The organism is Legionella jamestowniensis (genome assembly GCF_001467745.1).
Classification (GTDB): Bacteria; Pseudomonadota; Gammaproteobacteria; order Legionellales; family Legionellaceae; genus Tatlockia; species Tatlockia jamestowniensis.
This window is the reverse complement of record NZ_LNYG01000013.1, coordinates 1,556,975-1,582,127: the sequence shown is the minus strand read 5'-3', so window position 1 is coordinate 1,582,127 and position 25,153 is coordinate 1,556,975. Positions and strand designations below refer to the sequence as shown.

Genomic DNA, 25,153 nt, shown 5'->3' with positions numbered 1-25,153 from the left:
TTATTTCTTCTTGCCTACTTTCAGCATTCGCACAGTTTTAATGGTATTTTCACTAACTTTCAAAATTTCAATTTGAAAATTTTCAATTTGCAAACAACAATCAGCCGGTGGGATATAACCCAAATATTCGATAATAAGACCGCTTAGGGTTCGCGGGCCAATCGCAGGTAGTTGCCAACCCAGCAGACGATTTAATTGACGTAGTGTAACGCTAGCATCAGCTATGACCGACCCACCTTCCTGTTGAATAATATCCTTACTTAGATTAGCCATGTCGGTGGTAAACTCTCCCACGACTTCTTCAAGAATATCCTCCATGGTGACCAAACCTAATAAATCACCATACTCATCAACTACAAAACAACTTCTTTTTTTCATCTTTTGAAAATTCAAAATTTGCACATTAAGAGGGGTAGCTTCAGGAATGAAATAGGGAGCATCTGCAATTTTGAGTAAATTCTCCATATCTAAACGCTCTTCGAGCATTAAGTTGAGAATACTTCTTACATGGACAAGTCCTACTAAATTATCGATAGTATCTTTATAAAGAGGTAGGCGAGTATGTTGTGCAGTTTCTAATTCCTCTAGGATTTTGTGCCAAGGTTGCTCTAAATCGATGCCTACAATGTCCGCCTTGGGAATCATAATATCTTCTACAGTTGCTTGCTCTAAATCCAGCAGACCTAAAACCATGCTCTTATGTTCAACCGGTAGCAACCCACCCGCTTCATGTACTACAGAACGCAATTCCTCTCCGGATAATGCCTCACGTTGATTTTTTTCTATAGAAATACCAAATAATCTTAAAATTAAGTTAGTTATCCAGCTTATAATGTGTATAACGGGAGCAAAAAAACTTTGCAGCATCTTTAAAAGGAAAGAAGCTTTAAAAGCAACTTGTTGAGGATGTAGTGCAGCTATTGTTTTGGGGGTTAATTCAGAGAATACTAATATAATGAGGGTGAGGAAAATAGTTGCAACAAGCACGCCTACGTCACCATAAAGTCGTTGGCCAATTAAGGTGGCAACCATTGAGGCAACAATATTTGCAAAGGTATTACCAATTAAAATAACACTTAACAGTCTATCCGGTCTTGCCAGCATCTGATTGACACGGATGGCTTGCTTATGATTTTGTTTGACTAAATAACGTAAGCGGTAGCGGTTTAAAGACATCATTCCAATTTCTGAGCCTGAAAAAAAAGCTGAAATAAGAATCAATGCTGCTAGTACCAGTGAAAGGGTTGTTAGAGAGAACTGCACCATGTCTCCTTAGGTAACAAGAAACCTCATCATAACAAACTGCGATTGGCCTATAAAGAAGGCCACTCATCATCACCAAACAAAGGCCCAAAGACAGCAGCTTGTCCCGTTACATTAGCCCAAAACATGTTACCTACATCAAAATGCCACCATTCATAGTGGTATGCCGTAAAACCAGCACTCTCCATGGCTGTCCGCAGGAAATCTCGTCGCTGTTTAATTTGAGTTTCCTCCGTAGATAGAAACGATTTTAAATTAAAATAACCACTGTGCGCTCTTTCACTACAATCATCAAAAGGCGTCCCCATGTTTAGTTCTTGTCCAGTCTTAAGATCATAGAACGTCAAATCAATGGCACCCCCACTTAGATGAGGTGAACAATACTCATCCCCTGCCTCTGCAGGAAGAGCCACATATTTTAAAACCTCCCTATAATGGTCTTCTTCGCTTAAATCAGGATATTGCTTACGAATTTTTTCAGACATCCAATCAAACAGTTTTCGCTGAACTTCTCTAGGCCTATACACATCCCAAATAAGAAAACCATATGTTTGAGGTACCCTTTTCAGCGCTTCTAATAAACCATCCAATACCGCACGGCGACCAACCATTAACGCAGAAGCGCAGAAACCCTGATTAAAATACCTAGGTTGTACTTTAATACGTGGATGTATATGGTTAGTAAATTCCACAACCTCATAATCTTCAGGTGCAAATTTTTTTAACATAAGAATATCGGAAATATTGTTAAATCGTGGCTATCTTTGCAGCAGGGAAAAGCTGCGCATGTGTTTCCCTTATTTTATCAATAATTTCTTCCGCAGCTTTTTCAATGCCATTTTTTACACCGGAATTTATTGGCAACTGCTCATTTACAACCACATCGCTGTCATTATTAGTGACAGTTAAGTCTGCATTGGCCTTACTTGGTGCAATGTATCTAAAAAATGCAGGACCCACTGTCTTACGTTCTCTGGCTGCAGTTTCTTCAGGCGAAGTCGCCCGAAATTGTTGATCCCTTTCTTTTCGTCGTGCAAGAATGGAACGATAGCTGTTTGTTTCTACAAAAATGGCCAGTTTATTGACAAGGTTTAGATTTGTTACATTATGCAACGCCAAAATACCTTCAACAACAACGACTTGGACATCTTTAGGATTAATCGTCTGAGTAGTTGGCAGTCTATCTTTGGCCAGGAAACAATAGGTGGGTCTATTAATTATTTGGCCTTCAGACAACATTTTTAACTGATTCTCTAATAACTCCCAATTACAAGCCTCAGGAATATCAAAATTTATCTCAATAACGCCACCTCTTTCTTGCTGGCTTTTATAGTAATGATCCATGGAAAGGGTTGCTGTTTTAATTTTATTTTCATTAAGTATTTCGACAACTTTATTGGCAACTTCTGTTTTTCCCGAAGCCGAAGCACCGGCAATAAATAAAAATAACATTATTCATCCCAACTGATTTAATCACGGTGGTGATAATAGGGAAATATGACTCTCTTGTACAGCAAGAAACATATTGTATTTACATTCTTTTTAGGATAAAACACACACAACCCCATCATTATTCTTAAATTATCTATTTCTAGTCTTTGCTAGTTTTGGCGGCACTGTCTACTATGTTATAGTAATCCTTTTTGCATTAGAGTAATTGTCATGTTTGAGAATTTAACCGAACGCTTAACCCGCGCCTTTAAAACCTTAAGTGGTCAAGGACGCTTAACAGAAGAAAATGTTCACGATGCACTGCGAGAAGTGAGGCTTTCTCTACTTGAAGCGGATGTGGCGTTTCCTGTTGTCAAAGAGTTTATCGACGAAGTAAAACAAAAAGCCTTAGGGCAAGAAGTTACCCCTAATCTGAAACCAGAGCAAGCCTTTGTCAAAATAGTTCATGATGAATTGGTTCATGTTTTAGGGGACTCACGTGCGGAATTAAATTTTAAAACACAACCCCCCGCCGTTTTCCTAATGGCTGGTTTGCAAGGCTCCGGTAAAACGACCAGTTCCGCCAAATTGGCTTGCTACTTAAAAGAGACCGAAAATAAAAAGGTAATGCTGGTAAGCCTGGATGTATACAGGCCAGCTGCTATTGAGCAGCTTAAACTGCTCGCTGAGCAACTGGATGTCACCTTTTTTCCTGCAGAATCGCATGAACTACCCTTAACCATTGCCGCTAAAGCCTTGGAAAGTGCAAAAAAACAATTCATTGATGTTGTAATCTTTGATACTGCGGGTCGTTTGCATATTGATGAAGAAATGATGACGGAGATCAAAGCTATATATCAAGCCGTTAATCCCGCTGAAACCTTATTTGTCGTCGATAGCATGACTGGGCAGGATGCTGCCAATACGGCTAAAGCATTCCATGAGGCTTTACCCTTAACCGGTGTGATTTTAACCAAAACTGATGGTGATGCTCGGGGTGGTGCCGCGCTTTCTGTTAAATATATAACAGGTCAACCTATTAAATTTTTAGGGAAAGGGGAAAAAATAGAAGCCCTTGAGCCCTTCCATCCAGACCGAATTGCTTCACGTATTTTGGGTATGGGCGACATTCTTACTTTAATTGAGGAAGTTGAACGCAAAGCTGATAAACAAGCCAGTGAAAAACTAGCCAAAAAACTTAAAAAAGGAAAAGGATTTGACTTGGAGGACTTTAAACAACAGTTACTCCAAATGGATAAAATGGGAGGCATCACTGGAATGATGAGTAAGCTGCCCGGCATAGGTCAATTACCGCAACAAGCAATGAGTCAAGTGAATGACAAAGCAATGGCTCAAACGGTAGCTATAATTAACTCTATGACCCCCAAGGAACGACGCATTCCCAAAATTATTGTAGGTTCCCGTAAAAAACGTATTGCCCTTGGCTCTGGAACGCAAATCCAAGACGTTAATCGTTTATTAAAACAATTTGAGCAAATGCAAAAGATGATGAAAAAATTCACCAAACCAGGTGGTATCAAGCAAATGATGCGAGGCATGGGTGGCATGCCAGGACTAGCAGGACTCAAAGGCTTATTTCCGGAAGATAAGTAAATAATTTCAAAATGACTTCCAATGCCAAGTTAATTTTCGTACAATACACGGCATTTTTACGTAAACACTCTTAAAGTAGAGGACATAATGGTAGTTATACGTTTATCACGAGCTGGCGCAAAAAAGCGTCCTTTTTACAATATGGTTGTTACTGATAGCCGCAAACGCCGCGATGGTAACTACATTGAGCGCATTGGTTACTTTAACCCAATCGCACGTGGCCAAGAAGTCCGTCTCCATTTGGAAATGGATAAATTAGCTCACTGGCAAAGCGTTGGAGCACAACTTTCTGATCGTGTTCGCTCATTAGTTAAAGAATACAACAAGAAGAACGCTCAAGACGCTAAATAGTAGTGGATAAAGCTATAGACAGAATTGTTATTGGTCGTTTTGGTCGCCCACATGGGATTAAAGGATTTATTACAGTACATTCTTTTACGGACCCGCGCGATAATATTTTACGCTACACGGATTGGCAGGCTTACATTAATAAGCAATGGCAGCCACTTAAACTCTTGCATGTAGAAATGAATGAAAAATTCATTCTTGCGCAAGTTGCCGGTTATAGTGAGCGTGAGCAAGTAGCTGCACTGACAAACGTGGAGATTGCTGTTAGTCGTGCTCAGTTACCCGCCTTGGAAGAGGGAGAGTACTACTGGCATGAATTAGTTGGTATGCAAGTAGTTAACCAGCAAGGGACATTGCTTGGCACAGTAGTGGAAATTATGCCTACTGGTGCCAATGATGTTTTAATAATTGAAGGCGAAAAACGGCATTTGGTACCCTATTTGCCAGGTCAGTTTGTCGCTGACATAAATCCCAGCCGGCGTATTATTACTGTTGACTGGGACGCGGAATTTTAATGATGTTACATTTGGGTGTAATAACCCTGATGCCCGAAATGTTTGATGTTTTAAAACATGGCGTTGTGGGGCGGGCAATTGAACAAGGCTTAGTGAAGGTAGACTACTGGAATCCACGAGAATGGGCACCAAGGCCATACCGGCAAGTTGATGATAAACCTTACGGCGGTGGACCAGGCATGGTAATGCTTTATGAACCTTTGCATGGTGCAATTAATCATGCAAAGAGTAATATGCCTGCCTCTTGCAAGACCATATACTTAAGTCCGCAAGGTAAAAATATTCGACAATCTGATTTGAATCAGGTGGTCAATAAAAAACAGTCGCTGCTTTTTGTGGCAGGACGGTATGAAGGAATAGATGAGCGCATCATTACTCATCATGTGGATGAAGAATGGTCGCTAGGTGATTTTGTGTTAAGTGGCGGTGAATTAGCAGCCATGGTGTTTATTGATGCGATTATTCGTCTCATACCGGGTAGCTTAGGGCATTTAAGATCAGCTGAGCAAGATTCATTTATGAACGGCCTCCTTGATTGCCCCCACTACACAAGACCAGCCTCAATAAATGGTCTTGATGTGCCACCTGTTTTGCTGGGTGGTAATCATCGAGATATTGAACGCTGGCGCCGAAAACAGTGTCTTGGTAAAACCTGGCTTAAACGCCCGGATTTATTAGAACAAATTGAGTTAAGTGATACAGATAAGCAATTGCTTATCGAGTTTAAAAACGAACACGGGACTTCCTGCTGAAGGAATGACCAATTTGAGGAGTGACCATGAGCAACATTATTGATCAATTAAATGCTGAGCAAATGCAAGGTAAAAACATTCCAGATTTTAGTCCAGGTGATACTGTTTTAGTCCAGGTAAAAGTGAAAGAAGGTACTCGTGAGCGTTTACAGGCTTTTGAAGGTATTGTGATTGCTAAAAGAAACCGCGGTTTGAACTCTGCTTTTACTGTACGCAAAATTTCCCACAGTGTTGGCGTTGAGCGTGTCTTCCAAACTTATAGCCCAATCGTTGACAGTATTATTGTTAAGCGCCGTGGTGATGTACGTCGTGCAAAACTGTATTATTTGCGTGATCTGGCTGGCCGTGCAGCACGTATTAAAGAAAAATTGACTACTAAAAAAGAAGATTAATTAAATTCAATGCTCATCACAACTCCTTTCAATACACCTGTAGGTTGGCTTGAAGTTGAATATGATGAGCATTATGTTTACCATGTAACCTTTACTGAATCCCCTCAATTCAGCGCTAACACTAATCAATTAACAGCCCTAATTACTAAAGAATTAGAGAATTATTTCAATAATCCTAATCATCGCTTTCAATTAGCTTTAAAACCTCAAGGCACCCCCTATCAACAATTAGTTTGGAACGCCCTATTGGTAATTCCAGTCGGCCGTACAATAACTTATGGGGAGTTAGCAGCCACGTTACAATCCAGCCCTCGGGCTATTGGCCAAGCTTGCAAAAGCAACCCCATCGCTTTATTTATTCCCTGTCACCGAGTCATCGGCAAAAATAGCCAAGGCGGCTATATGGGGCGCATTGACGCGCTGCAATATAAAATCAATTTACTTGCACATGAAGCGATTATTCAGGGCGTGGAGAATGCTCCGAATGTTCACCCTCCACGACAGGTAAAATCGAACTGATCACCTTAACCACGAAAAATTGCAACTTTCCTGCGGAAAGGTCAAAAAATGAAGAAAAGAAAGATTCTTTATTCTTTATAATTAGTTTTTCTAAAATTTCTTTTTCCCAAGGGTAAGGCTCCATTTTTAAAACTTTTTCAGCAAAACAATTTAATGTTTCAATGACATCTGGAGTGATCATTGTCTTTTCCATGATAAAGCTATACAACGAATTTATTAAACCTTGCCGCACAGGATAAAATCCCTCTTTATCCTCAGAATTTGCCAATTTTATTACATACTCTTTAAGAGTAGCTTGACATTGCAAGATGTAATTTATTTTATTACGGATAATTTGAGCTTGTTTTTTTAAATTAAAAACAGATTTGTCTAATGCCGTGAATTTTTCCATTAATAAGCTACTATTTTTTGCTGAATCAAACTCCGGAGGATTACGTTGCATCCATTCATTGATAGCTTTAGCATCCAAAGATTGGGGGGTTTTATAAAACTTAAGTAAATCATTTTCTTCAAAAACCAGACATTGCATCGCGGCATTACAAAAAACGGTTGCATAATAACCAATTTGCTCTACAAAAGGTGGCACTTGTTCATAAAGCAAGGTGTACAATAATTCGATATGCAAAAAATCGTCAGAGGAAAAACCATGCTGAACCAACTCAAAAATAGCAAGCTGCAACAGTGTATCAGCATCACAATCCGCCACAGAGTAATGCTCAACCAAACATTTCAACCATTGAAGCGCACCTAAATAATCCCCTTGCCTTAACAATTCCAGATACCTTTCCGTAGCTTGCATGGCACCTCCTTTTGTCTAAAGAATTTCTTAATGCCGACGATAATGTTAAAAACAATCAGCGGAGTGGTAACATGAAAAATTTGAGTATAGCCACAATATTATTCATATTGCCACTAAGTAGTGCTTTTGCAAATTGTGACTTGACCCGTTTTCGCTGGGAATGCGACTTACCTGCTCGTGTAAAACCGGCACCCTCTTCTTACTCTTTAGTTTATTGCGGCAATACCCGACTTTATATTAGCCAAGCTCAATATGAGGTGTTGGCTCGTTATCAAAGAGCCAATGTGAACATGGTATTAAAAATCAATGGCGAATACATTGATAGTCCTTGTATTCCTGCCGATCGCTTTTTATCTTTTCCCGAATAACCCCTATAACATGGGTTATTAACTACGTTTAGTACCCACTTGATTTAATTCCTTTTTGGATACATAGGCAAGGGCTGCATCAAGCAATCTCACACTTAAAACACGCTTTAAAATGGCAAAAAGATGTGCTGGGAAGGTCACACGATATTTCATTCTTGGCCTGCGTGACTCAATAGCATGCATAATTTTGCTGATGACAGCATCTGTCCCGCGCGTAAAAACAGATTGCTTTTTGTTGTTTCGATAATCTCCCAACATAAACTGGTATTGCGCTTGAAAATGACTTTGCTCACGGTTAATTTTTTTTAGGGAGTTTTCTATCACATTATCCCTGAAACGGCTTTCAATCGGTCCAGGTTCAATCGTGATTACGTTTATTCCGGAAGGCTTAAGCTCTAGCCGCAGCGTATCACTTAAACCTTCTACTGCATATTTGGACGCATTATAAGCACCGCGAAACGGCATGCTAATTAAGCCTAAAATGGAACTAATATTAATAATCCGCCCATGTCCCTGGTTACGCATGATAGGTATAGCTAAACGCGTTAAATCCATCAAACCAAAGACATTGGTTTCAAATTGAGAACGTAAAGCTTCACGCGGCACATCCTCTAATGCGCCGGCTTGGCCGTAACCCGCATTATTAATTAAAACATCCAAGCGGCCTGAGGTTTTCTTGATAATTTCATAAAAAGCGAGCGTAATGGAATGGGTATCATCCATATTCATTTGTACAGCGTCCAAGCCTAAAGATTTTAATCGTTTTACATCCTCTTCCTTGCGGCAAGTTGCAAATACGCGGTGCCCTCGTTGTAATAAAGCCAAAGCAGTATCATAGCCTATACCGCTTGAACAACCAGTGATTAACACGATTTGGGGTTGCATAACTCTACCATCCTTTTATAAAAGTTTTAGATTAGCAATGTTATTATACCTTTCCATTGTAAACGATATTATTTTCTATGAATAAACATACCATTGAAATTGATGGCATTATCGTTGAAATCTCACGAAAACCTATCAAAAATTTACACTTACGCATTTATCCTCCTGATGGACAAGTGAAAGTAAGTGCACCTTTACGCTATCGTTTGGATACTATTCGTGCTCAAATACAGGCAAAAATAAATTGGATCCATCATCAGCGAAAACAACTTAGAGCGCAACACCCACCGCTTAGCTATAACACGGGTGAACAACTCTATTTTTTAGGAAAAGCCTATACCCTCATTAATTTACCACAAAACACGCGTTCACAAGTTAGCGTGGTGAATGATCAGATTCACTGTTTTGCCAGCGCAAATGCCACTCGCGAAGAAAAAGAGAAACTTATTCAAAATTGGCACAGGCAAGAAATGAAGTCACTACTGCCAGACCTGATTCATCAATGGGAACCTATTCTTGGTGTGCAAGTTAAGGAATGGGGTATTAAAAGTATGAAAACCCGCTGGGGATCGTGTAATATTAGCGCACATCGCATTTGGCTAAATTTGCGCTTGATGACGAAACCTTTGGCATGTCTTGAATACGTTGTTATTCATGAAATGATTCATTTAATAGAAAAAAATCATAACAAACGATTTTATACGCTAATGGATAAATTTTTACCCGATTGGCGCCATCGCCAAATGTTGTTAGAGCAATAGGAGGTGTTGAAATTAATGCTATTTTAAATATAAATACTCTTGAAGAGGATATTCATCAATTTGGTTTCCACATTATTGATAATTTTCTCGAACCCTCTCATTTTCAAACCTTAAGAGCGATGGCTGAATCTTTTTATCACGATGGCCAATTTAGACAAGCCAAAATAGGCCAAACACAAAGTGCTGTCCGTAATAATTTAATACGAACAGATGAAATTTGTTGGCTTGATGAACCTCAAGATAATCCGGCGGCCATTGCTTTTCTTACAAAAATTAAAGACATCGCAAACAGGCTGAACCAACGATTTTTTTTAGGCCTCGTTGAATTTGAAATGCATTTTGCAATTTATCAACCCGGTACTTTTTATAGAAAACATGTTGATCAATTCGCCACCACAAAAAGCAGACGTATCTCTTGTGTTTACTATTTGAATAAAAATTGGACTAAAGAATATTCAGGCGAATTAATCCTCTATAATGGTGATAACCATCAGCTTGCACGTATTTTGCCACAGGGCAATCGCTTTGTATGTTTTACCAGCGACTTACCCCATGAAGTTCATGAAACAAAAAAAACCCGTTACAGTCTGACTGGCTGGATAAAAAGCAGGGCATATGCTCACCCTTAAATTGTTCCCGTTAAATGACCCAATTTATCAGTCAATTTAACATTCTCAGAATAGTCCACGGGGCAATCAATGAGGACAAGTTCATTACTGGCCAAAGCTGACTGCAGTGTCGGTAATAAATCCTTGGCCGCTTTTATGCTATAGGCCTTAATGCCAAAACTTTCTGCATATTTTACAAAATCAGGGTTGGTAAACCTCACGTGAGCTGAGTGTCCGAACTCTAGATCCTGTTTCCATTGTATAAGACCATAGGCTTCATCGCGCCAAATCAGAATCACGAATGGAATTTTTTCACGTTTGGCGGTTTCGATTTCTTGCGAATTCATCAAAAATGAACCATCCCCCATCACTGCCACCACTTTTCTACCTGGATGAACGAGTTTGGCCGCAATGGCTCCTGGCAAAGTGAATCCCATGGTAGCCAAGCTATTGGAAATAATACAAGTATTGGATTGATAACAAGGATAAAGACGCGCCATCCACATTTTTAACGCGCCGGTATCACAAAGCACAATATCAGACTCAGCCATGGCTTTACGTAAATCAGCAATAATGCGTTGTGGTTTTAAGGGGAAAGCATCATCATTTTCATGATCAGTGACTTCTTTTTGGAGCATGGCACGCAAGGCCTGCGTATCTTTTGTGCGGTGATCATGGGGCTTGATTTCTTTTGCCAGTGTATCCAGCGCAGCAGTAATGCTTCCTTCAATACCTACTGCCAATGAATAATGACTATCTACTTCCGCCACAATACCATGAATATGAATAATTTTTTTATTAGATTCTGGATTCCATGATTTTGGCGAATACTCAACCAGGTCATAACCAACCGTAATAACCACATCGGCGTCATCAAAACCAAAATTACTGTAGTCGTGTCGCATAAACCCAATAGTCCCAACCACTAAAGGGTTATCAGCAGGAACAACACCCTTTGCCATAAACGTCATTGCTACAGGAATTTTAGTTTGATTAACAAAACGAGTCAGCGCTTCTTCAGCATGATGGCGATAAACACCTGCTCCAGCCAAAATAATGGCTCTTTTCGCTTCATTTATATAATCAGCGGCTTTTTTTATTTGATCCAAATTAGGCATGGTTTGTTTTGGCCATTGTGGTTTTAGTGGCTGACCAGAAGCACTTTGTTTTGCAACATCTTCAGGAAGAATAAGGGCTACAGCACCACTTCGTTCTGATTGCGCAAGTTTAAACGCTTTGCGTATCAATTCAGGGGCAACAGAAGGCAAGGAAATCATGGCATTCCATTTAGTCACCGGTGCAAACAATCGATTTAAATCAATAATCTGATGCGATTCTTTATTTAATCGATCCAAAGAAGCCTGAGCAGCAATTGCAATTAATGGCGAACTATCCAAATTAGCATCTGCCGTACCCAATAAAAGATTGATAGCTCCAGGGCCTAACGTTGCCAGACAAACCCCTGGTTTTCCTGTTAACCGCCCATAGATATCAGCCATAAAAGAAGCAGCCTGTTCATGACGCGTTAAAATGAACCGAATTTTTTTTGAACTGGAAAGCGCTTCAATAAAATCTATATTTTCTTCGCCAGGCAATCCAAAAATATATTCAACACCCTCCTCTTCTAAACATTTAATCATTAAATGAGCGACATTGGTGGTATTTTTCGTGTTCATTTTATTATTCCTTGTATGGTATCCATCTGAATGCTTTTGCATAGATCCTTTTAAAATTTTAGATGTTGTCTCAACTTTTACAACCTTTGTATTGCTTTTAAATCCCTAATTTGCATATAAAGCCCACTTGACGTGATTTATGCACGACATTCATGTATACCTGGAAGGTAAATATTTTTTATTTTTATAAGATTTATTTAGATGCATTGACCTGACAATATAGCCAAGATTGTTTGAGGGTTTCATTTCTCGTGTATAATCGAGTTTTTTCTCTCAATAAATTGTATGTACGCCCTGGAAATTAATCAATTACGAAAAGTTTATAGCAATGGTGTTGAAGCACTTAAGGGCATTGATTTATCGGTAAAAAAAGGGGACTTTTTTGCATTACTTGGGGCCAATGGCGCTGGAAAGTCAACAACGATAGGCCTCATTACGACTTTGCTCACTAAAACATCGGGTAATATTCGTATACATGATTATGATCTAGATGAAAATCCAGAAGCCGCCAAAGCCTGCCTTGGTTTGGTGCCACAAGAATTTAACTTGAACATCTTTGAAACTTGCGAGCAAATTCTCATTCATCAAGCAGGGTTTTATGGGATTCCAGCACGGGAAGCAAGCTTGCGTGCTGAATTATTACTGCAACAATTGGGTTTATGGGAAAAAAGAAATACTATCGTTAGACATTTATCAGGCGGCATGAAACGTCGCTTAATGATTGCCCGAGCTTTAATCCATCAACCTAAAGTCTTAATTCTTGATGAGCCTACAGCTGGCGTTGATATAGAAATTCGCCGCAGTATGTGGGATTTTTTAACCCGCACCAATGAAGAAGGGACCACTATTATTTTAACGACGCATTATCTGGAAGAGGCTGAGCAGCTCTGTAAACACATTGCCATCATTGATCAAGGGCAAATCATTGAGAATACGTCAATGAAAAGTTTATTAAAGTCTTTAACCCATCAAACGTTTGTTTTTAATACCTTAACACCCATTCAGAAGCTTCCTCAGATGGAACCTTTTGTTGTCACGTTAATTGACAATAATACCTTTGAATTGCGCGTCGATAACCGATGGGCCTTGAATGATGTTTTTGCTGAACTCACCAAGCATGGTCTTAGCATTCAAAGTATGCGTAACAAAACAAACCGCTTGGAAGAACTTTTTTTGGATCTTATTAACCATGGCCATTAAAAAGCAAACTATCGCTCTCTATACTCTCGTTAAACGGGAATTGGTCAGAATGTTTCGCATAGCAAGCCAGGTATTTCTGCCGCCGGTTATTACAACCGCCTTGTACTTTTTAATTTTTGGCAGTCTGATTGGTCAACGTATTGGTGCTATACAAGGCGTGAGCTATCCTGAGTTTATCGCTCCTGGTCTAATCATGATGTCTGTTATTACTAACGCTTATAGTAATGTATCAACCTCATTATTTAGTGTACGTTTCCAGAAAAGCATAGAAGAAATACTGGTTAGTCCCATGCATGATGGTCTCTTGTTATTAGGTTATGTTCTGGGTGGTGTACTGCGGGGTTTCATCGTTGCTATTCTAGTTTATCTCGTCTCCTGTTTTTTCTTAACCATTGAATTTACCAATCTTATACTCAGTATATTTGTTGTTTTATTGGTATCGGCGCTATTTTCTCTTGCGGGTTTTACCAATGCAATGGTAGCCCGTAATTTTGACGATGTCATGATCATTCCCACCTTTGTCCTTGCCCCACTAACTTATTTAGGGGGGGTATTTTATGCCACGGATATGCTTTCCCCCTTTTGGCGTACTGTTTCACATTTTAATCCTATTCTTTACATGGTAAATGCCCTGCGTTATGCGATGATTGGCCAACAAGAAGTAAATATCTTGACCGCAATGGTCATCATTTGCATAATAGTTATTTTACTTGCTGCTCTTAACATGGTTTTATTGAAGAAAGGAGTCGGCTTGCGTGATTAGCGGTTGAGGTGGTTATGGTTAGTGATTTACTTGATAATTATATTCATAGATTAAGGCTGCTTATTAACCAGGAAAGCAATAAAGAGATTCTCTCATTCGCCAAAGAATTGCTTACACAATTGCGCTCCCTCACCTCTATTTCAAGCTTACAGCACACACTTACCCGGTTCTCTGCCTCTATAGGCTCTTCAGTATCTCCATTAACCGTGCAAATCATTACGTGGGAGAAGGAGTTGCAAGAATTGCAATGTCTTGAAAAAACCGTTCTAGCTAAATTTCCAGCCTTCTACTTTGGAGAACATGTTCAACCATTTAAAAGAATGCTGGAACAAGTTTTTGCTCGGGATGATTATCTTTTTCATGCCCGGGCCAAAAGTTTGTTGAGTTATCTAAATGATGAAACCCTTCAGGATACCTTGAATTATCTTAATGACCTATCGATGGGCGCAGCCTATTCTTCTGCTACTTTAGGGACCTTCGATCAATCACCCTCTTTGAGTAGAAAACATGCTGCTTGTAAGTACTTACTTACAAAAAATTCAATAAATTTTAATGAAAAGAATAATAAACAGACTTTAGCGAACAATCTTTTACAATCCGCCTTACTTATTTATCAGGATATGTACAAAGATCAAAAATTAATGCCCCAACCTAAAACCGAAGAAAATGAATCATCGTCTCAATGTATTTTAATTTAAAAAGACTCATTTTTTAAAATTGTAATTCAATGACATGTGGCTTTTGCTTTGCATCATTGTGGGAATAAATCACATAAATTATAATTTGCAATTTGGCCAACAAAATTGATGTGAATATAGAAAATAATATTGCTGCCATCTATGTGGCAAAACCAGAATTTCTTCATACGCTTTGCGAAGAAGTAGGTGAGGTTACAGCAGTTATTGAAAATTTGGTTTTCTCACCTCGTAAATACTTTAAAGCATGTTTTGCCCAAGATATTTGGCTAGAACCACAATTTGTAAAATTTCAATCCATTTCTGAAGCTGTGAAAATTCTACGGCAAGCGGGTAAATTTTGGTATTTGCATCCAATTGCACATATCAGACGCTCACGCCTAATCGAGGAGCAATTGCGTAAATGTCCACTTCTTCTGCGCCATTTTCCCGTGACTGAAATCCCCTCGATTGGTTGTTTTAGTTTGTTGGATCAACACACGCTCGTTTATAGTGTCCAACGCCTAAAAAAATGGCCCCAGGGACAGTGCTTTTTTATTGAAGACAAGATAAATCCACCTAACCGGGCTTATTTAAAACTTTGGGAAGCCCTAACTTTATTAGAAAAACATCCTATACCGGGAGAATGGGCTTTGGATTTGGGAGCTTCTCCTGGTGGTTGGACTTATGTCATGCATTCTTTAGGAGCTAACGTTACTGCTATCGATAAAGCGCCTTTGGATATCAAAATCGCCACGCTTTCTAACGTCAATTTTATACAACAAAGTGCTTTTGCTCTTGAACCCGCCCAGTTGGATAGACGCTATGATTGGGTACTCTCTGATGTTGCCTGCTATCCTGAGCGAGCCTATACACTGATTAACAAATGGATAGAATCCGGAAAAGCAAAACAACTGATTTTTACTATTAAATTACAAGGCAAAAATGATTTAGCATCTATCAAACCATTTCAAGCCATCCCTAATTCGTATATAACTAATTTATTTTATAATAAGCATGAGGCAACTTTCTTTTATCCAGCACCTTCTTTTTTTTGATGCGCATACCAATTTGAGATAAAAATTAATATGACAATACCCCCAATCAGTTTAAGCGCCCAGGAAATAAAATGGTTAAGCGAACAACGTGTTACACGGTTAACCGATAACAAGGAAGTACAAATTTATCCCATGGGTGCAGAAAGGTATTTATCGTCAAGATTGTCTGGGCATAGAAATAAACAGTATGACCTACGTCCTGATATTGAAAATAAAGATGTCTTAGTTATCCCCGGTTATGGAAACAGTAGCTTTTTATTGGCGAATGCAGGTGCAAAATCAATCACTGTTTATGATAAAGACCCGGTTACTATTACTTGGATGAAGGCATTTAAAAAATTTTATCACTATCGAGAATTCGACTCAGAGAAAAAACCGTATCCATCTATTGGTGAATTATTGTCAGCTCTCACCCGTTGGTACCCTCCTTTACTAAAATTACCTGTTGGAAAATACGTCCATTTAATAGGTTGGATAATCAATCCTCAATTGCTGCGGCGTTCTTATCTTTTTTACATGCTAAGCCTTGTTCGTAAAGCGCTGGAAGAAAACGCTCAAGAGCATTTTGAATTAAATAAAAACATCCAGTTTCAAGTCGGCGAAATTGAACAGTTAACAAAATCTTCGCCACAACCCCTTTTCGATACCGCATTTATTCCCTATCTCCTAGGTGTAAAAAATGGGATTGAGAAAAAAGGAGAAATAGTAGCGTTCATGGAGCAACTCTTTAAGCTCGTCCCACATGGGAAGATTTTGATAACTCCATCCAGGGATATTAAAGAGTTTTATTTTTGGGGCAAGCGCTATTTTGTGACCAGTGGGTATGAAACCATCCATGCTATCCCGGAATTACATCCCTATGCTGTCGCCGAAGATGATTGGTTTCGCTCTCAAGGTCTAACCGTCTTTCGTGCTTCTAGCGTTTAGTCAAGCCTTTATAGGAATTTCAAATGACATATGATAAGCCTCCTTCAGACCTCCCAACGGAGAAAAATAATCCTTTTTGGCAATTTTCACTTAAGGTCTATCAGCACCCAGACATTAAAAAATATTGTTTATTGTTACAAAACAGCAAGGGTGTGAATATCAACTTATTGTTATTTTGCTGCTGGTTATCCTATCTCGAAGAACCAATTACTTATACTGAATTCAAAAAAGCCAGCGTTGCAATTAAAGAATGGGATCAAGAAGTCACTAAATCGCTTCGTCATGCTCGCCAATACATTAAAACACATTGTCATAGTAGCATGCTTGATCACTTTTATAAGCAAGTATTAACCCAAGAAATTAACTCTGAGGCTTATCAGCAGCACTTGCTTTATTCACATTTTTCTAAGCGTGTAGTCACTCATAAAAAAGATAAGGTTACTGCAATGCGCTATCTTTACTGGCTTTTTAATGACATGGGAATAGTAATTAATAACGAGTTGGGTTCACTTCTTGAAAATTTTATCCTTCTCACATTGGAAATCACTTAAGGTGCTACTGTATGATAAAACAAGGACGGTCCAAATAAGGTAATATGAAACAGTCATTTTTATTTTTTATAAAAGACTTCTATAAAAATAATAAAAAAGCAGCAAGCCTCCTAATCGCCGGTAGCTTATTCTGGGCGTTCACCTTTCCTATTGCGCCTTTACTTCTAGGATTGATAATTGATCAATTGAAAGCAATCGTTTCGTCAGCAGCACAAAACTATATACCAGTTATTTTATCCGGATTAGCTTTTTTTTTGGTGCAATTTTTAAGAAATTGTAATTATTATTTAATCACAAAAAACTATACGGAAGGACTAGCCCAAAGCCAGTCTCTTGCTGTTGCTGAGCTTTTTTCTTACCTCTGTCGCAAACCTCTCGATTATTTTGATCAACAGGCTTCAGGCGCATTGAGTGGCAAAATCAATAACGTTTTAACTGGACTTGACCCTCTCATAACCAGTTTTTTCATTATTATCATGCCACAGATTATTGCAGTCACTTTGGCTGGCATTATTATGTCATTTATTACCCCTTTACTGTCCTTGCTATTCTGGACATGGGCAGGTTCTGTCATTTATTTGACTTACAAAAGCTCTAAATTATCAAGTCAATATGCTGCATCCTATGCCAATTCGCAAAGTCAATTAAGCGCTAATCTCACTGATACTTTGATGAATATGCAGACTGTATTAACGCATTCATCCCAAATTCAAGAACAGGAACGGTTAAAACAGTCAACCGATTACATGTCAGAACGGTATATTAAACTACGAATGTTTTTAGAGCGCTCCCGATTTAAACAAGGTCTCTGTACTGACCTGTTTGTTTTAGCAACCATGGCGACTCTGCTGTATGGTTTTTGGTTGCGAACTGTAAGTCTTGGGGATTTTGCTTTTGTATTCAGTTTGACATTTAACATTTCAGGCGTTTTTTTTAATTTAGGATCGACTATCGCTGAATTTCATAAAAATTTAGGGAAAGTTCAAGATGGATACAGTTTGATTGATAGCGTTGAACCTAAAGTTATAAAAAAATTATCGACTAAACTTAAAGGGAGTAGTATTAGTTTTAAAAATGTCAGTTTTTATTATCGTCCTCATTCACCAGTGATTCGCAACTTGTCTTTAGAGATAGCACCCGCTGAGAAAGTAGGGATCGTTGGTCTTTCGGGGGCTGGAAAATCAACACTTCTGAAACTTCTCCTGCGGTTATATCAACCTAATAGCGGGCAAATCCTGATTGGTAATACAGACATTCAAGAAGTAGATATCCAAACCTTACATGCTCACCTTGCCTTTGTGCCTCAAGATCTTCGTCTTTTTAATCGCACGCTTAAAGAGAATATTACCTATGGCTGTGGCGAAAAATCGCAGGAAGCCATTGAAAAGGCTTGCTCTGAAGCCAATTGTTTATCTTTTATAAAAGCTCTCCCTGATCAGTTTGATACTATCGTTGGTGAACAAGGTACTCGTCTATCCGGAGGACAACGTCAACGTATTGCCATCGCAAAGGCTATCTTAAAAGACGCGCCCATCTTATTATTAGATGAAGCCACATCCGCCTTAGACTCTGAAACAGAAGCAACTATACAACAGGCATTCAATACTTTAATCCAAGATAAAACAGCGGTTGTCATCGCTCATCGTTTATCTACCTTAAAACAAATGGACAGAATAATCGTATTGCAAGACGGGCAAGTGGTAGAGATGGGTACTCACCAAGCTTTATTAAAACGGAAAGGGATTTTTTATTCCCTTTGGCAGCAACAGTCTGAGGGCTTTTTTTAGGGTTAGGGTAAACCTAGCGTTAATGAAGAAATTAAATCCCTTTGAATTCAAAACATTGAAAAGCATCTTCTCGCAAAACGTAAGCACTAAGGCGTTTTTAAATAGGGAAAGTCATCCTGCAGCAGCTCTAATACTTTTTGTGTATCAGGCTGGCTTTTAATAATTAAAGCTACGGTGTCATCTCCGGCAATCGTCCCCAAAATTCCACAGAGATTTTCTTGCTGCAGTGAAAAAGAGACATATTTTTTATCAAGAAAAGAAGCAAGACTGCTTGCACTACCAGGATGTGTATGTAAAACGATAAGCCCGAAATCAGAAACTTGCAAATTAAGCACCAAGGGCAACGTTGGACTATTAAAATCAACCACACGATAAACACCCGCTACTTTCGCTATTTTTAATTTTTTTAATCGTCGCGATAGAGTAGCTTGAGGAATATCATAACCTCTCTCTTTGAGGCTGTTTTGTAAATCAGCCTGCTCAGAGATTTCCTGACTATGCAGAATACTCAAAATATGTCCTTCAAGCGCATTATCGTATGACATCACTCCCTCATTAAAATGAATATAAAATCAATTTTTAGAAAGTATATTCATTAGTGATTGACAAAACAAGCATAAGTTTTATATAGTCAAAAAATGCATAAATTTTGGATACAAAACCATGAGAACCCTATTTTCTATCATACTTATCGTTCTAACTTTATTTATTTTTGGTTGCACAAGTGAAAAATCCAAGAACGTCATGCATTTTGCTGTCTCTGCGGAATATCCACCTTTTGAATATATAGAACAGAACGAGCTCAAAGGATTTGACATTGATTTAGCAAACTTGATCGCTAAACATTTAGGTAAACAAGCCGTTTTTGACAATATGCAATTTAGTACGATTTTGCCCGCACTATCTTTAGGGCAAGTCGATGCAGCCATATCGACTATTACCATTACTCCAGCACGTCAACAACATTTTGATTTCACTGCACCTTATTATTTTGAAACCATGGCCGCGGTGTTTAGAAAAAACAAGCCCGTGCATTCCAAGGCTGCTTTAAAAGGAAAAATCATCGCTTGTCAACTTGGCAGTACTATGGAGATTTGGTTAAGAAAAACTATTCCCGACGCCTTTATTGTTGCCATGGACAATAATACCCAGGCAATAGAAGCAGTAAAGGCAGGTCATGCTGATCTCGTATTAATGGATGGACCTCAAGGCGCTATTTTCAGTCAAAAAAATTCCTCTTTAGGGTATTCCATTATTGCTCAATCCCGTGATGGTTATGGTATTGTCTTGCCAAAAAACTCTCCGCTTAAAGCAAAAATTAATCGCATTTTAAATACGCTTAAAGCCCAGGGTGAGATTGAAAAACTTAAACAAAAATGGTTGGCAGGTGCATAATGACCACTCTATCTGATACGTTTCTTTTTATCGCCCAAGGCATTCTTGTTACTCTTGAACTTATGGCAGGAGGTCTAATGATTGGTCTTATGATTGGAACTGGGCTTGCCATACTGCGTCACCAACACATTGCAAAATTACTCATTAATCGCTTCATTTCTCTCATGCGGGGTACGCCCTTAATCCTGCAACTTAGTTTTATTTATTTTGCAGTGCCCTCCTTATTGGGTTTACGGGCAGACGTAATGGTAGCAGGAATTCTAACCTTTGGTCTTAATAGTTCTGCCTATATCGCTGAAATCATACGCTCAGGAATAGAAGGTATTCCTAGAGGACAGTTTGAGGCAGCAAAGGTCTTACAAATTCCTAATTTTTACTTGTGGAAAGATATTATTTTACCGCAAGTTTTAAAAATCATTTGGCCTTCATTAACCAATGAGATGATCGCCTTGCTGAAGGAAACAGCGTTAATATCTACTATTGGTGGTATGGATTTAATGCGCAAAGCACAATTGATTGCTGCTGAACAATTTACTTATTTTCTTCCCCTTTGCATTGCAGGATTTTATTACTATGGATTCGTTCTTTTTATTGAATATCTGGGTAAAAAATTCGAATTAAGGATGTCTCATGCTAACGCTTAAACAAGTCTGCAAAACCTTTGGTACTTCAACGATATTGCAAAATATAAGCTTTAGGATTAAACCCTCAGAAACCATTGGCCTCGCAGGTCCTTCAGGAAGTGGCAAATCGACTTTATTACGATGTATACAACACTTGGATAATCTCGATTCAGGTAGTATCCAGTTTGAAGGAACAAGTGGCTTTATGTTTCAAGATTTTCAACTTTTCCCACACATGACAGTGCTACAAAATTTAATTTATGCGCCTTCGCTAAAGGATAAAAACAGGCAACATCAGTTAGAAGCCTTTAAACTCCTCCATTGTTTGGGGATCAGTGATAAAGCGAATGCTTTTCCACATCAATTGTCGGGCGGCCAGAAGCAACGTGTGGCTTTTGCCAGAAGCCTTATGATGAAACCCTCATTGTTGCTTTGTGATGAACCAACTTCAGGATTGGATCTCAGTGCAATTGATGAAGTGATTACTTTATTAAATTCAGTGAAAGAATCGGCTGTTAGCATGATTATTGCTTCTCATGATTTGAATTTCCTGACTAAAATAAGTGATCGCCTACTTATCCTAAAACAAGGGCAACTGGTTGCAGATGTGAAGCCCCAAACATTAATAAATCCAGTACAAGCATTAAAACACTATTATCAGGAGAATTTGTGATGACAAACCCTATCACCAAAATCGCTCTGGCCTATTCGGGAGGTTTGGATACGTCCGTTATGATTCCCTGGCTTAAGGAAAATTATCAGCAAGCAGAAATTATTGCTGTCATTTGTGACGTTGGACAACAGGAAGACCTTGAAGCCATAAAAGAAAAAGCGCTCGTAAGCGGAGCATCAAAAGCTTATCTTATCGATGTTAAAGAAGAGTTTGTTGCGAACTATTTATGGAAGTTAATAAAGGCTGGCGCTATTTATGAAAATCAATATGTGTTAGGTACTGTTTCGAGGCCACTTATTGCACAAAAATTAGTAGAAATCGCTTTGAAAGAAAAAGCCCAAGCAGTCGCTCATGGAGCAACAGGAAAAGGGAATGATCAAGTTCGTTTTGAATATACGATTAAGGCATTAGCACCTAATATTACTATCATAGCGCCTTGGCGAGTCTGGGAAATTAAGTCTCGACAGGAAGCCATTCATTATGCACAACAACATGGCATTGAAGTACCCGTAACGCCTAAAGCCCCTTATTCAAGAGACCATAACCTTTGGTATATCTCTCATGAAGGAGGCGTTTTAGAAGATCCAGGCTTAGAACCTCCGGCTGATCTTCTTTTAATGACAACTCCCTTAGAAAAAACACCCGATAATGCTGAGCTAATCAGTGTAACGTTTAAAAAAGGAATACCTACTGCCTTAAACGGCAACCGCTTAACACCTGTTGAATTGCTTAGAGCACTCAATAAAAAAGCAGGTTTTCATGGCATTGGTGTAAGCGACATCGTAGAAAATCGGTTGGTAGGAATGAAAATAAGAGGGGTTTATGAAGCGCCAGCAGCAACTGTGCTTTATAAGGCACATCAAATGTTAGAAAGTCTATGTCTGGATAGACATTTACTGCATCTCAAACAAAGCTTGCAACCCCATTACGCTAATCTTGTCTATGAGGGGCGTTGGTTTTCCCCGGCCAAAGAAGCCCTTGATGCATTCATAGAAGTAAGCCAACAATCTCTCACAGGAACAGTGCACTTAAAATTATTTAAAGGAAACTTAATTCCCTGTGGTATGAGTTCACCTTTTAGCTTGCATGATCCAGCACTTGCAACGTTTGAAGCCGACAACGTTTATAATCAAAAAGACGCAGAAGGTTTCATTAATTTATTTTCACTATCGGCCAAAGTTTACGGCATGGTTCATTCGGGAGAAAAGCATGAGCAATAAAACCTGGGGTGGACGTTTTAAAAAACCACTGACACCAGAGGTGATGAAATTTAATGCTTCATTGCACTTTGATTATATTCTCTTCCCTTATGATATAGCAGGCAGCAAAGTGCATGCACAAATGCTCGCACGCCAGGGTTTGATTAGTCATGAAGAAGCGCAAAGCATCTTAGTAGGGCTGGATGAAATTGAGTTAGAACTGGAACAAGGTAAACACCCTCTTGAAAATGTGTGTGAAGATATCCACATGTTCATTGAGCAATTATTGATTGCTAAAATTGGTGAAACGGGGAAAAAATTGCATACAGGACGAAGCCGTAATGATCAGGTAGCCCTTGATCTTAGACTTTATCTACGTCATGCAGGGACACAAGTTAAAGAGTTACTGCAAACCTTGACTCAAGGGTTACATGAATTAGCAGGGATTCATGAACATGATAAAATGCCAGGATACACTCACTTGCAACAAGCACAACCTATTCATTTAAGCTGGTTTTTTAATGCTTATCTGTCCATGTTCAAACGTGACATTAGCCGAGTTGATGATTGGTATGAGCGGATGAATTTTTCTCCTCTCGGCGCTGGGGCTTTGGCAGGCAGTAGCTTACCACTCGACAGAAACTGGGTGGCGCAAACACTTCAGTTCAATGGCATTATTGAAAACACTTTGGATGCAGTAAGTGACAGGGATTTTGTAATCGAGTTTTGTAGCATTGCTTCCATCATCATGATGCATTTATCAAGGTTATGTGAAGATCTTATTTTATGGGCTACCCAGGAATTTAATTTTTTAACCCTTGACGATGCTTTTTCAACTGGCTCCTCTCTCATGCCTAATAAGAAAAATCCTGATGTCCTAGAGCTTATTCGTGGAAAAACAGGGCGCGTATTTGGACATCTCCTTGCTGTGTTAACTGTTATGAAAGCCTTGCCGATGGCCTACAACAAAGATATGCAAGAAGATAAGGAAGCATTATTTGATACCACGAATACTGTACTGGCCTGTCTTAACCTTATCACTCCCTTCCTCAAAAGTATCCATTTCAATACTGAAGAAATGAATGCAAAAGCAAACTCTGGTTATTTAGATGCCACTTATGTCCTGGAGTCGTTAGTATGTCAGGGGCTGCCTTTCAGGGAAGCACATCATCAAGTGGGCCAGTGGGTAAGTGAAGCGATTGAAAAAAATAGCACGCTTACTGAATTATTAAAATTTAAACAACAACAAAATTAATGCAACGCATTGCAGGATAATGAAACTGCTTGTTTTTTTATTAGCACTATTTTTGGCAGGCACTTCTCTTGCCACTGGATTATCCTTTCCAAGTGCGTTAATTTAAAAGCATTTCTTTTATCCAATTGAGATTGGAATGATAGTCGCTTACCTGGATGAGCAAATTTTACAAGCGCAGGAAATTACCAAAGACAATCTATCTTTAATCGATCAAGCAATATGGCTGGACTTGGTTTATCCAACTCAGGAAGAAGAGCAAATTGTTGCGCACAAACTAGGATTAAATATCCCATCACGTGAAGAAATGCTTGAGATAGAACTTTCAAGTCGTCTTTACAAGAATAAAGATGCCCTTTATATGACTGCCAATATGATTGCTCAATCAGATACTTCTGATCCCAAGCACGAAGCAATTAGTTTTGTTCTTACCAAAGAAAAATTAATTACCATTCGCTATATTGAACCTTTATCCTTTAAATTATTCCTTATGCAATTACAGAAATCGGATGAAAATCACAGTAGCGCAGCACTTTTACTCATTACTCTACTCGAAGTGACAGTAGATAGGCTAGCCGATATCTTAGAGTCAGTAGGTCATCATTTAGAAAAATTATCCAAGATAATTTTTCATTCTCCTGTAGATGCCCCTAGTAAAGAGAAAACCGATTACCAACGAATCATTCAAAAAGTGGGTGTTCATGCTGATTTAAACACCAATACACGGGAATCTCTTGTGACGTTTAGTCGTCTCATTGCTTTTTTTAGCCAATCCGCTGGCTCACAATTAGATGCAGAAGGACAATTAAGACTTACAACATTAAGCAAAGATATCAATTCATTGAGTGATCATGCCAGTTTTCTTTCCAGTAAAATTAATTTTCTCCTGGATGCCACATTAGGACTGATTAATATTGAGCAAAATGCGATTATTAAGATTTTCTCCGTTGCTGCAGTTATCTTTTTACCGCCTACTTTGATTGCCAGTATCTATGGAATGAACTTTAGGTGGATGCCAGAACTTGATGTCAAATGGGCGTACTGGATTGTACTGCTTGTCATGCTACTTTCGGCCTTGCTTCCTTACAAGTTTTTTAAATATAAAAAATGGCTCTAATCG

General features: G+C 38.8%; 29 protein-coding genes. 22 read left to right on the top strand and 7 right to left on the bottom strand.

The window, feature by feature from the left end; translation table 11 throughout:
• Genes Ljam_RS11380 through Ljam_RS11370 form a run of 3 tightly spaced genes read right to left on the bottom strand, consistent with a single transcriptional unit; the run spans position 1 to position 2,715 of the window.
• Positions 1-1,263 carry an HlyC/CorC family transporter gene (locus tag Ljam_RS11380; RefSeq protein WP_058450810.1) on the bottom strand — a complete coding sequence of 421 codons (1,263 nt, stop codon included), beginning with the start codon at positions 1,261-1,263 and terminating at the stop codon, positions 1-3.
• Positions 1,264-1,313: 50 nt separating this feature from the next.
• Positions 1,314-1,991 (bottom strand): M15 family metallopeptidase, encoded by a 678-nt coding sequence (locus tag Ljam_RS11375; RefSeq protein ID WP_058450134.1) that lies wholly within the window; start codon positions 1,989-1,991, stop codon positions 1,314-1,316.
• Positions 1,992-2,010: 19 nt separating this feature from the next.
• A complete protein-coding gene (locus tag Ljam_RS11370; RefSeq protein ID WP_058450133.1) occupies positions 2,011-2,715 on the bottom strand; it encodes a uridine kinase family protein in 705 nt (234 codons plus the stop codon).
• Between the two features lie 210 nt (positions 2,716-2,925).
• Here Ljam_RS11370 and ffh point away from each other — a divergent pair, with 210 nt between their 5' ends.
• From ffh to Ljam_RS11340, 6 genes are all read left to right on the top strand, one after another.
• On the top strand, positions 2,926-4,308 hold the full coding sequence (ffh, locus tag Ljam_RS11365) for a signal recognition particle protein (protein ID WP_058450132.1): 1,383 nt from the start codon (positions 2,926-2,928) through the stop codon (positions 4,306-4,308).
• Between the two features lie 87 nt (positions 4,309-4,395).
• Entirely contained in the window at positions 4,396-4,659 is a 264-nt protein-coding gene (gene rpsP, locus Ljam_RS11360) for a 30S ribosomal protein S16 (protein WP_058450131.1), read from the top strand.
• 2 nt (positions 4,660-4,661) lie between these two features.
• Positions 4,662-5,171 carry a ribosome maturation factor RimM gene (gene rimM / locus Ljam_RS11355; protein WP_058450130.1) on the top strand — a complete coding sequence of 170 codons (510 nt, stop codon included), beginning with the start codon at positions 4,662-4,664 and terminating at the stop codon, positions 5,169-5,171.
• A complete protein-coding gene (trmD, locus tag Ljam_RS11350) occupies positions 5,171-5,923 on the top strand; it encodes a tRNA (guanosine(37)-N1)-methyltransferase TrmD (RefSeq protein ID WP_058450129.1) in 753 nt (250 codons plus the stop codon). The genes rimM and trmD overlap by 1 nt, the downstream gene beginning before the upstream one ends.
• Before the next feature lie 26 nt (positions 5,924-5,949).
• Positions 5,950-6,315, top strand: coding sequence for a 50S ribosomal protein L19 (rplS, locus tag Ljam_RS11345; protein ID WP_058450128.1), 366 nt, complete (start codon positions 5,950-5,952; stop codon positions 6,313-6,315).
• A 9-nt stretch (positions 6,316-6,324) separates the two neighbouring features.
• Positions 6,325-6,834: a methylated-DNA--[protein]-cysteine S-methyltransferase gene (locus tag Ljam_RS11340; protein WP_058450127.1), complete on the top strand. Its 510-nt coding sequence runs from the start codon at positions 6,325-6,327 to the stop codon at positions 6,832-6,834.
• On the opposite strand, the gene Ljam_RS11335 is transcribed toward Ljam_RS11340, so the two are convergent.
• Positions 6,773-7,633 carry a helical bundle domain-containing protein gene (locus tag Ljam_RS11335; RefSeq protein WP_058450126.1) on the bottom strand — a complete coding sequence of 287 codons (861 nt, stop codon included), beginning with the start codon at positions 7,631-7,633 and terminating at the stop codon, positions 6,773-6,775. The genes Ljam_RS11340 and Ljam_RS11335 overlap by 62 nt on opposite strands.
• Before the next feature lie 71 nt (positions 7,634-7,704).
• Here Ljam_RS11335 and Ljam_RS11330 point away from each other — a divergent pair, with 71 nt between their 5' ends.
• A complete protein-coding gene (locus Ljam_RS11330; protein ID WP_058450809.1) occupies positions 7,705-8,001 on the top strand; it encodes a hypothetical protein in 297 nt (98 codons plus the stop codon).
• Positions 8,002-8,019: 18 nt separating this feature from the next.
• On the opposite strand, the gene Ljam_RS11325 is transcribed toward Ljam_RS11330, so the two are convergent.
• Positions 8,020-8,886 (bottom strand): SDR family NAD(P)-dependent oxidoreductase, encoded by an 867-nt coding sequence (locus Ljam_RS11325; protein ID WP_058450125.1) that lies wholly within the window; start codon positions 8,884-8,886, stop codon positions 8,020-8,022.
• Positions 8,887-8,963: 77 nt separating this feature from the next.
• On the opposite strand from Ljam_RS11325, the gene Ljam_RS11320 reads away from it, so the two are divergent.
• Entirely contained in the window at positions 8,964-9,647 is a 684-nt protein-coding gene (locus Ljam_RS11320; protein ID WP_058450124.1) for a M48 family metallopeptidase, read from the top strand.
• Positions 9,614-10,276: a 2OG-Fe(II) oxygenase gene (locus Ljam_RS11315; protein ID WP_338011348.1), complete on the top strand. Its 663-nt coding sequence runs from the start codon at positions 9,614-9,616 to the stop codon at positions 10,274-10,276. Before Ljam_RS11320 ends, Ljam_RS11315 begins: the two co-directional genes overlap by 34 nt.
• Here the strand turns inward: Ljam_RS11315 and Ljam_RS11310 are convergent.
• Complete coding sequence (locus tag Ljam_RS11310; protein WP_058450123.1) at positions 10,273-11,931, bottom strand: acetolactate synthase large subunit; 1,659 nt, start codon at positions 11,929-11,931, stop codon at positions 10,273-10,275. The genes Ljam_RS11315 and Ljam_RS11310 overlap by 4 nt on opposite strands.
• 285 nt (positions 11,932-12,216) lie before the next feature.
• Here Ljam_RS11310 and Ljam_RS11305 point away from each other — a divergent pair, with 285 nt between their 5' ends.
• The 7 genes from Ljam_RS11305 (at position 12,217) to Ljam_RS11275 (ending at position 18,891) form a co-directional block, all read left to right on the top strand.
• A complete protein-coding gene (locus tag Ljam_RS11305) occupies positions 12,217-13,131 on the top strand; it encodes an ABC transporter ATP-binding protein (RefSeq protein ID WP_058450122.1) in 915 nt (304 codons plus the stop codon).
• The gene (locus tag Ljam_RS11300; protein ID WP_058450121.1) at positions 13,121-13,894 is read left to right on the top strand and encodes an ABC transporter permease; all 774 of its coding nucleotides are present in this window, start codon (positions 13,121-13,123) and stop codon (positions 13,892-13,894) included. Before Ljam_RS11305 ends, Ljam_RS11300 begins: the two co-directional genes overlap by 11 nt.
• Before the next feature lie 14 nt (positions 13,895-13,908).
• Positions 13,909-14,592, top strand: coding sequence for a hypothetical protein (locus Ljam_RS11295; RefSeq protein WP_058450120.1), 684 nt, complete (start codon positions 13,909-13,911; stop codon positions 14,590-14,592).
• 116 nt (positions 14,593-14,708) lie between these two features.
• On the top strand, positions 14,709-15,626 hold the full coding sequence (locus Ljam_RS11290; protein ID WP_058450807.1) for an SAM-dependent methyltransferase: 918 nt from the start codon (positions 14,709-14,711) through the stop codon (positions 15,624-15,626).
• A gap of 30 nt (positions 15,627-15,656) precedes the next feature.
• The gene (locus tag Ljam_RS11285; protein WP_058450119.1) at positions 15,657-16,553 is read left to right on the top strand and encodes a hypothetical protein; all 897 of its coding nucleotides are present in this window, start codon (positions 15,657-15,659) and stop codon (positions 16,551-16,553) included.
• Between the two features lie 23 nt (positions 16,554-16,576).
• Complete coding sequence (locus Ljam_RS11280) at positions 16,577-17,104, top strand: TIGR02444 family protein (protein WP_058450118.1); 528 nt, start codon at positions 16,577-16,579, stop codon at positions 17,102-17,104.
• A gap of 44 nt (positions 17,105-17,148) precedes the next feature.
• A complete protein-coding gene (locus Ljam_RS11275; protein WP_058450117.1) occupies positions 17,149-18,891 on the top strand; it encodes an ABC transporter ATP-binding protein in 1,743 nt (580 codons plus the stop codon).
• Between the two features lie 86 nt (positions 18,892-18,977).
• Here Ljam_RS11275 and Ljam_RS11270 read toward each other — a convergent pair whose 3' ends face one another.
• Positions 18,978-19,436 carry an arginine repressor gene (locus tag Ljam_RS11270; RefSeq protein ID WP_058450116.1) on the bottom strand — a complete coding sequence of 153 codons (459 nt, stop codon included), beginning with the start codon at positions 19,434-19,436 and terminating at the stop codon, positions 18,978-18,980.
• A 118-nt stretch (positions 19,437-19,554) separates the two neighbouring features.
• Here Ljam_RS11270 and Ljam_RS11265 point away from each other — a divergent pair, with 118 nt between their 5' ends.
• The 6 genes from Ljam_RS11265 (at position 19,555) to Ljam_RS11240 (ending at position 25,150) form a co-directional block, all read left to right on the top strand.
• The gene (locus Ljam_RS11265; RefSeq protein WP_058450115.1) at positions 19,555-20,286 is read left to right on the top strand and encodes an ABC transporter substrate-binding protein; all 732 of its coding nucleotides are present in this window, start codon (positions 19,555-19,557) and stop codon (positions 20,284-20,286) included.
• Complete coding sequence (locus Ljam_RS11260; RefSeq protein ID WP_058450114.1) at positions 20,286-20,930, top strand: amino acid ABC transporter permease; 645 nt, start codon at positions 20,286-20,288, stop codon at positions 20,928-20,930. Before Ljam_RS11265 ends, Ljam_RS11260 begins: the two co-directional genes overlap by 1 nt.
• A complete protein-coding gene (locus Ljam_RS11255) occupies positions 20,917-21,582 on the top strand; it encodes an amino acid ABC transporter ATP-binding protein (protein WP_058450113.1) in 666 nt (221 codons plus the stop codon). The genes Ljam_RS11260 and Ljam_RS11255 overlap by 14 nt, the downstream gene beginning before the upstream one ends.
• On the top strand, positions 21,582-22,802 hold the full coding sequence (locus tag Ljam_RS11250; RefSeq protein WP_058450112.1) for an argininosuccinate synthase: 1,221 nt from the start codon (positions 21,582-21,584) through the stop codon (positions 22,800-22,802). The genes Ljam_RS11255 and Ljam_RS11250 overlap by 1 nt, the downstream gene beginning before the upstream one ends.
• The gene (gene argH, locus Ljam_RS11245) at positions 22,792-24,036 is read left to right on the top strand and encodes an argininosuccinate lyase (RefSeq protein WP_058450111.1); all 1,245 of its coding nucleotides are present in this window, start codon (positions 22,792-22,794) and stop codon (positions 24,034-24,036) included. The genes Ljam_RS11250 and argH overlap by 11 nt, the downstream gene beginning before the upstream one ends.
• 136 nt (positions 24,037-24,172) lie before the next feature.
• Positions 24,173-25,150, top strand: coding sequence for a magnesium transporter CorA family protein (locus Ljam_RS11240; RefSeq protein ID WP_058450110.1), 978 nt, complete (start codon positions 24,173-24,175; stop codon positions 25,148-25,150).
• The last annotated feature ends 3 nt before the right edge of the window (positions 25,151-25,153 follow it).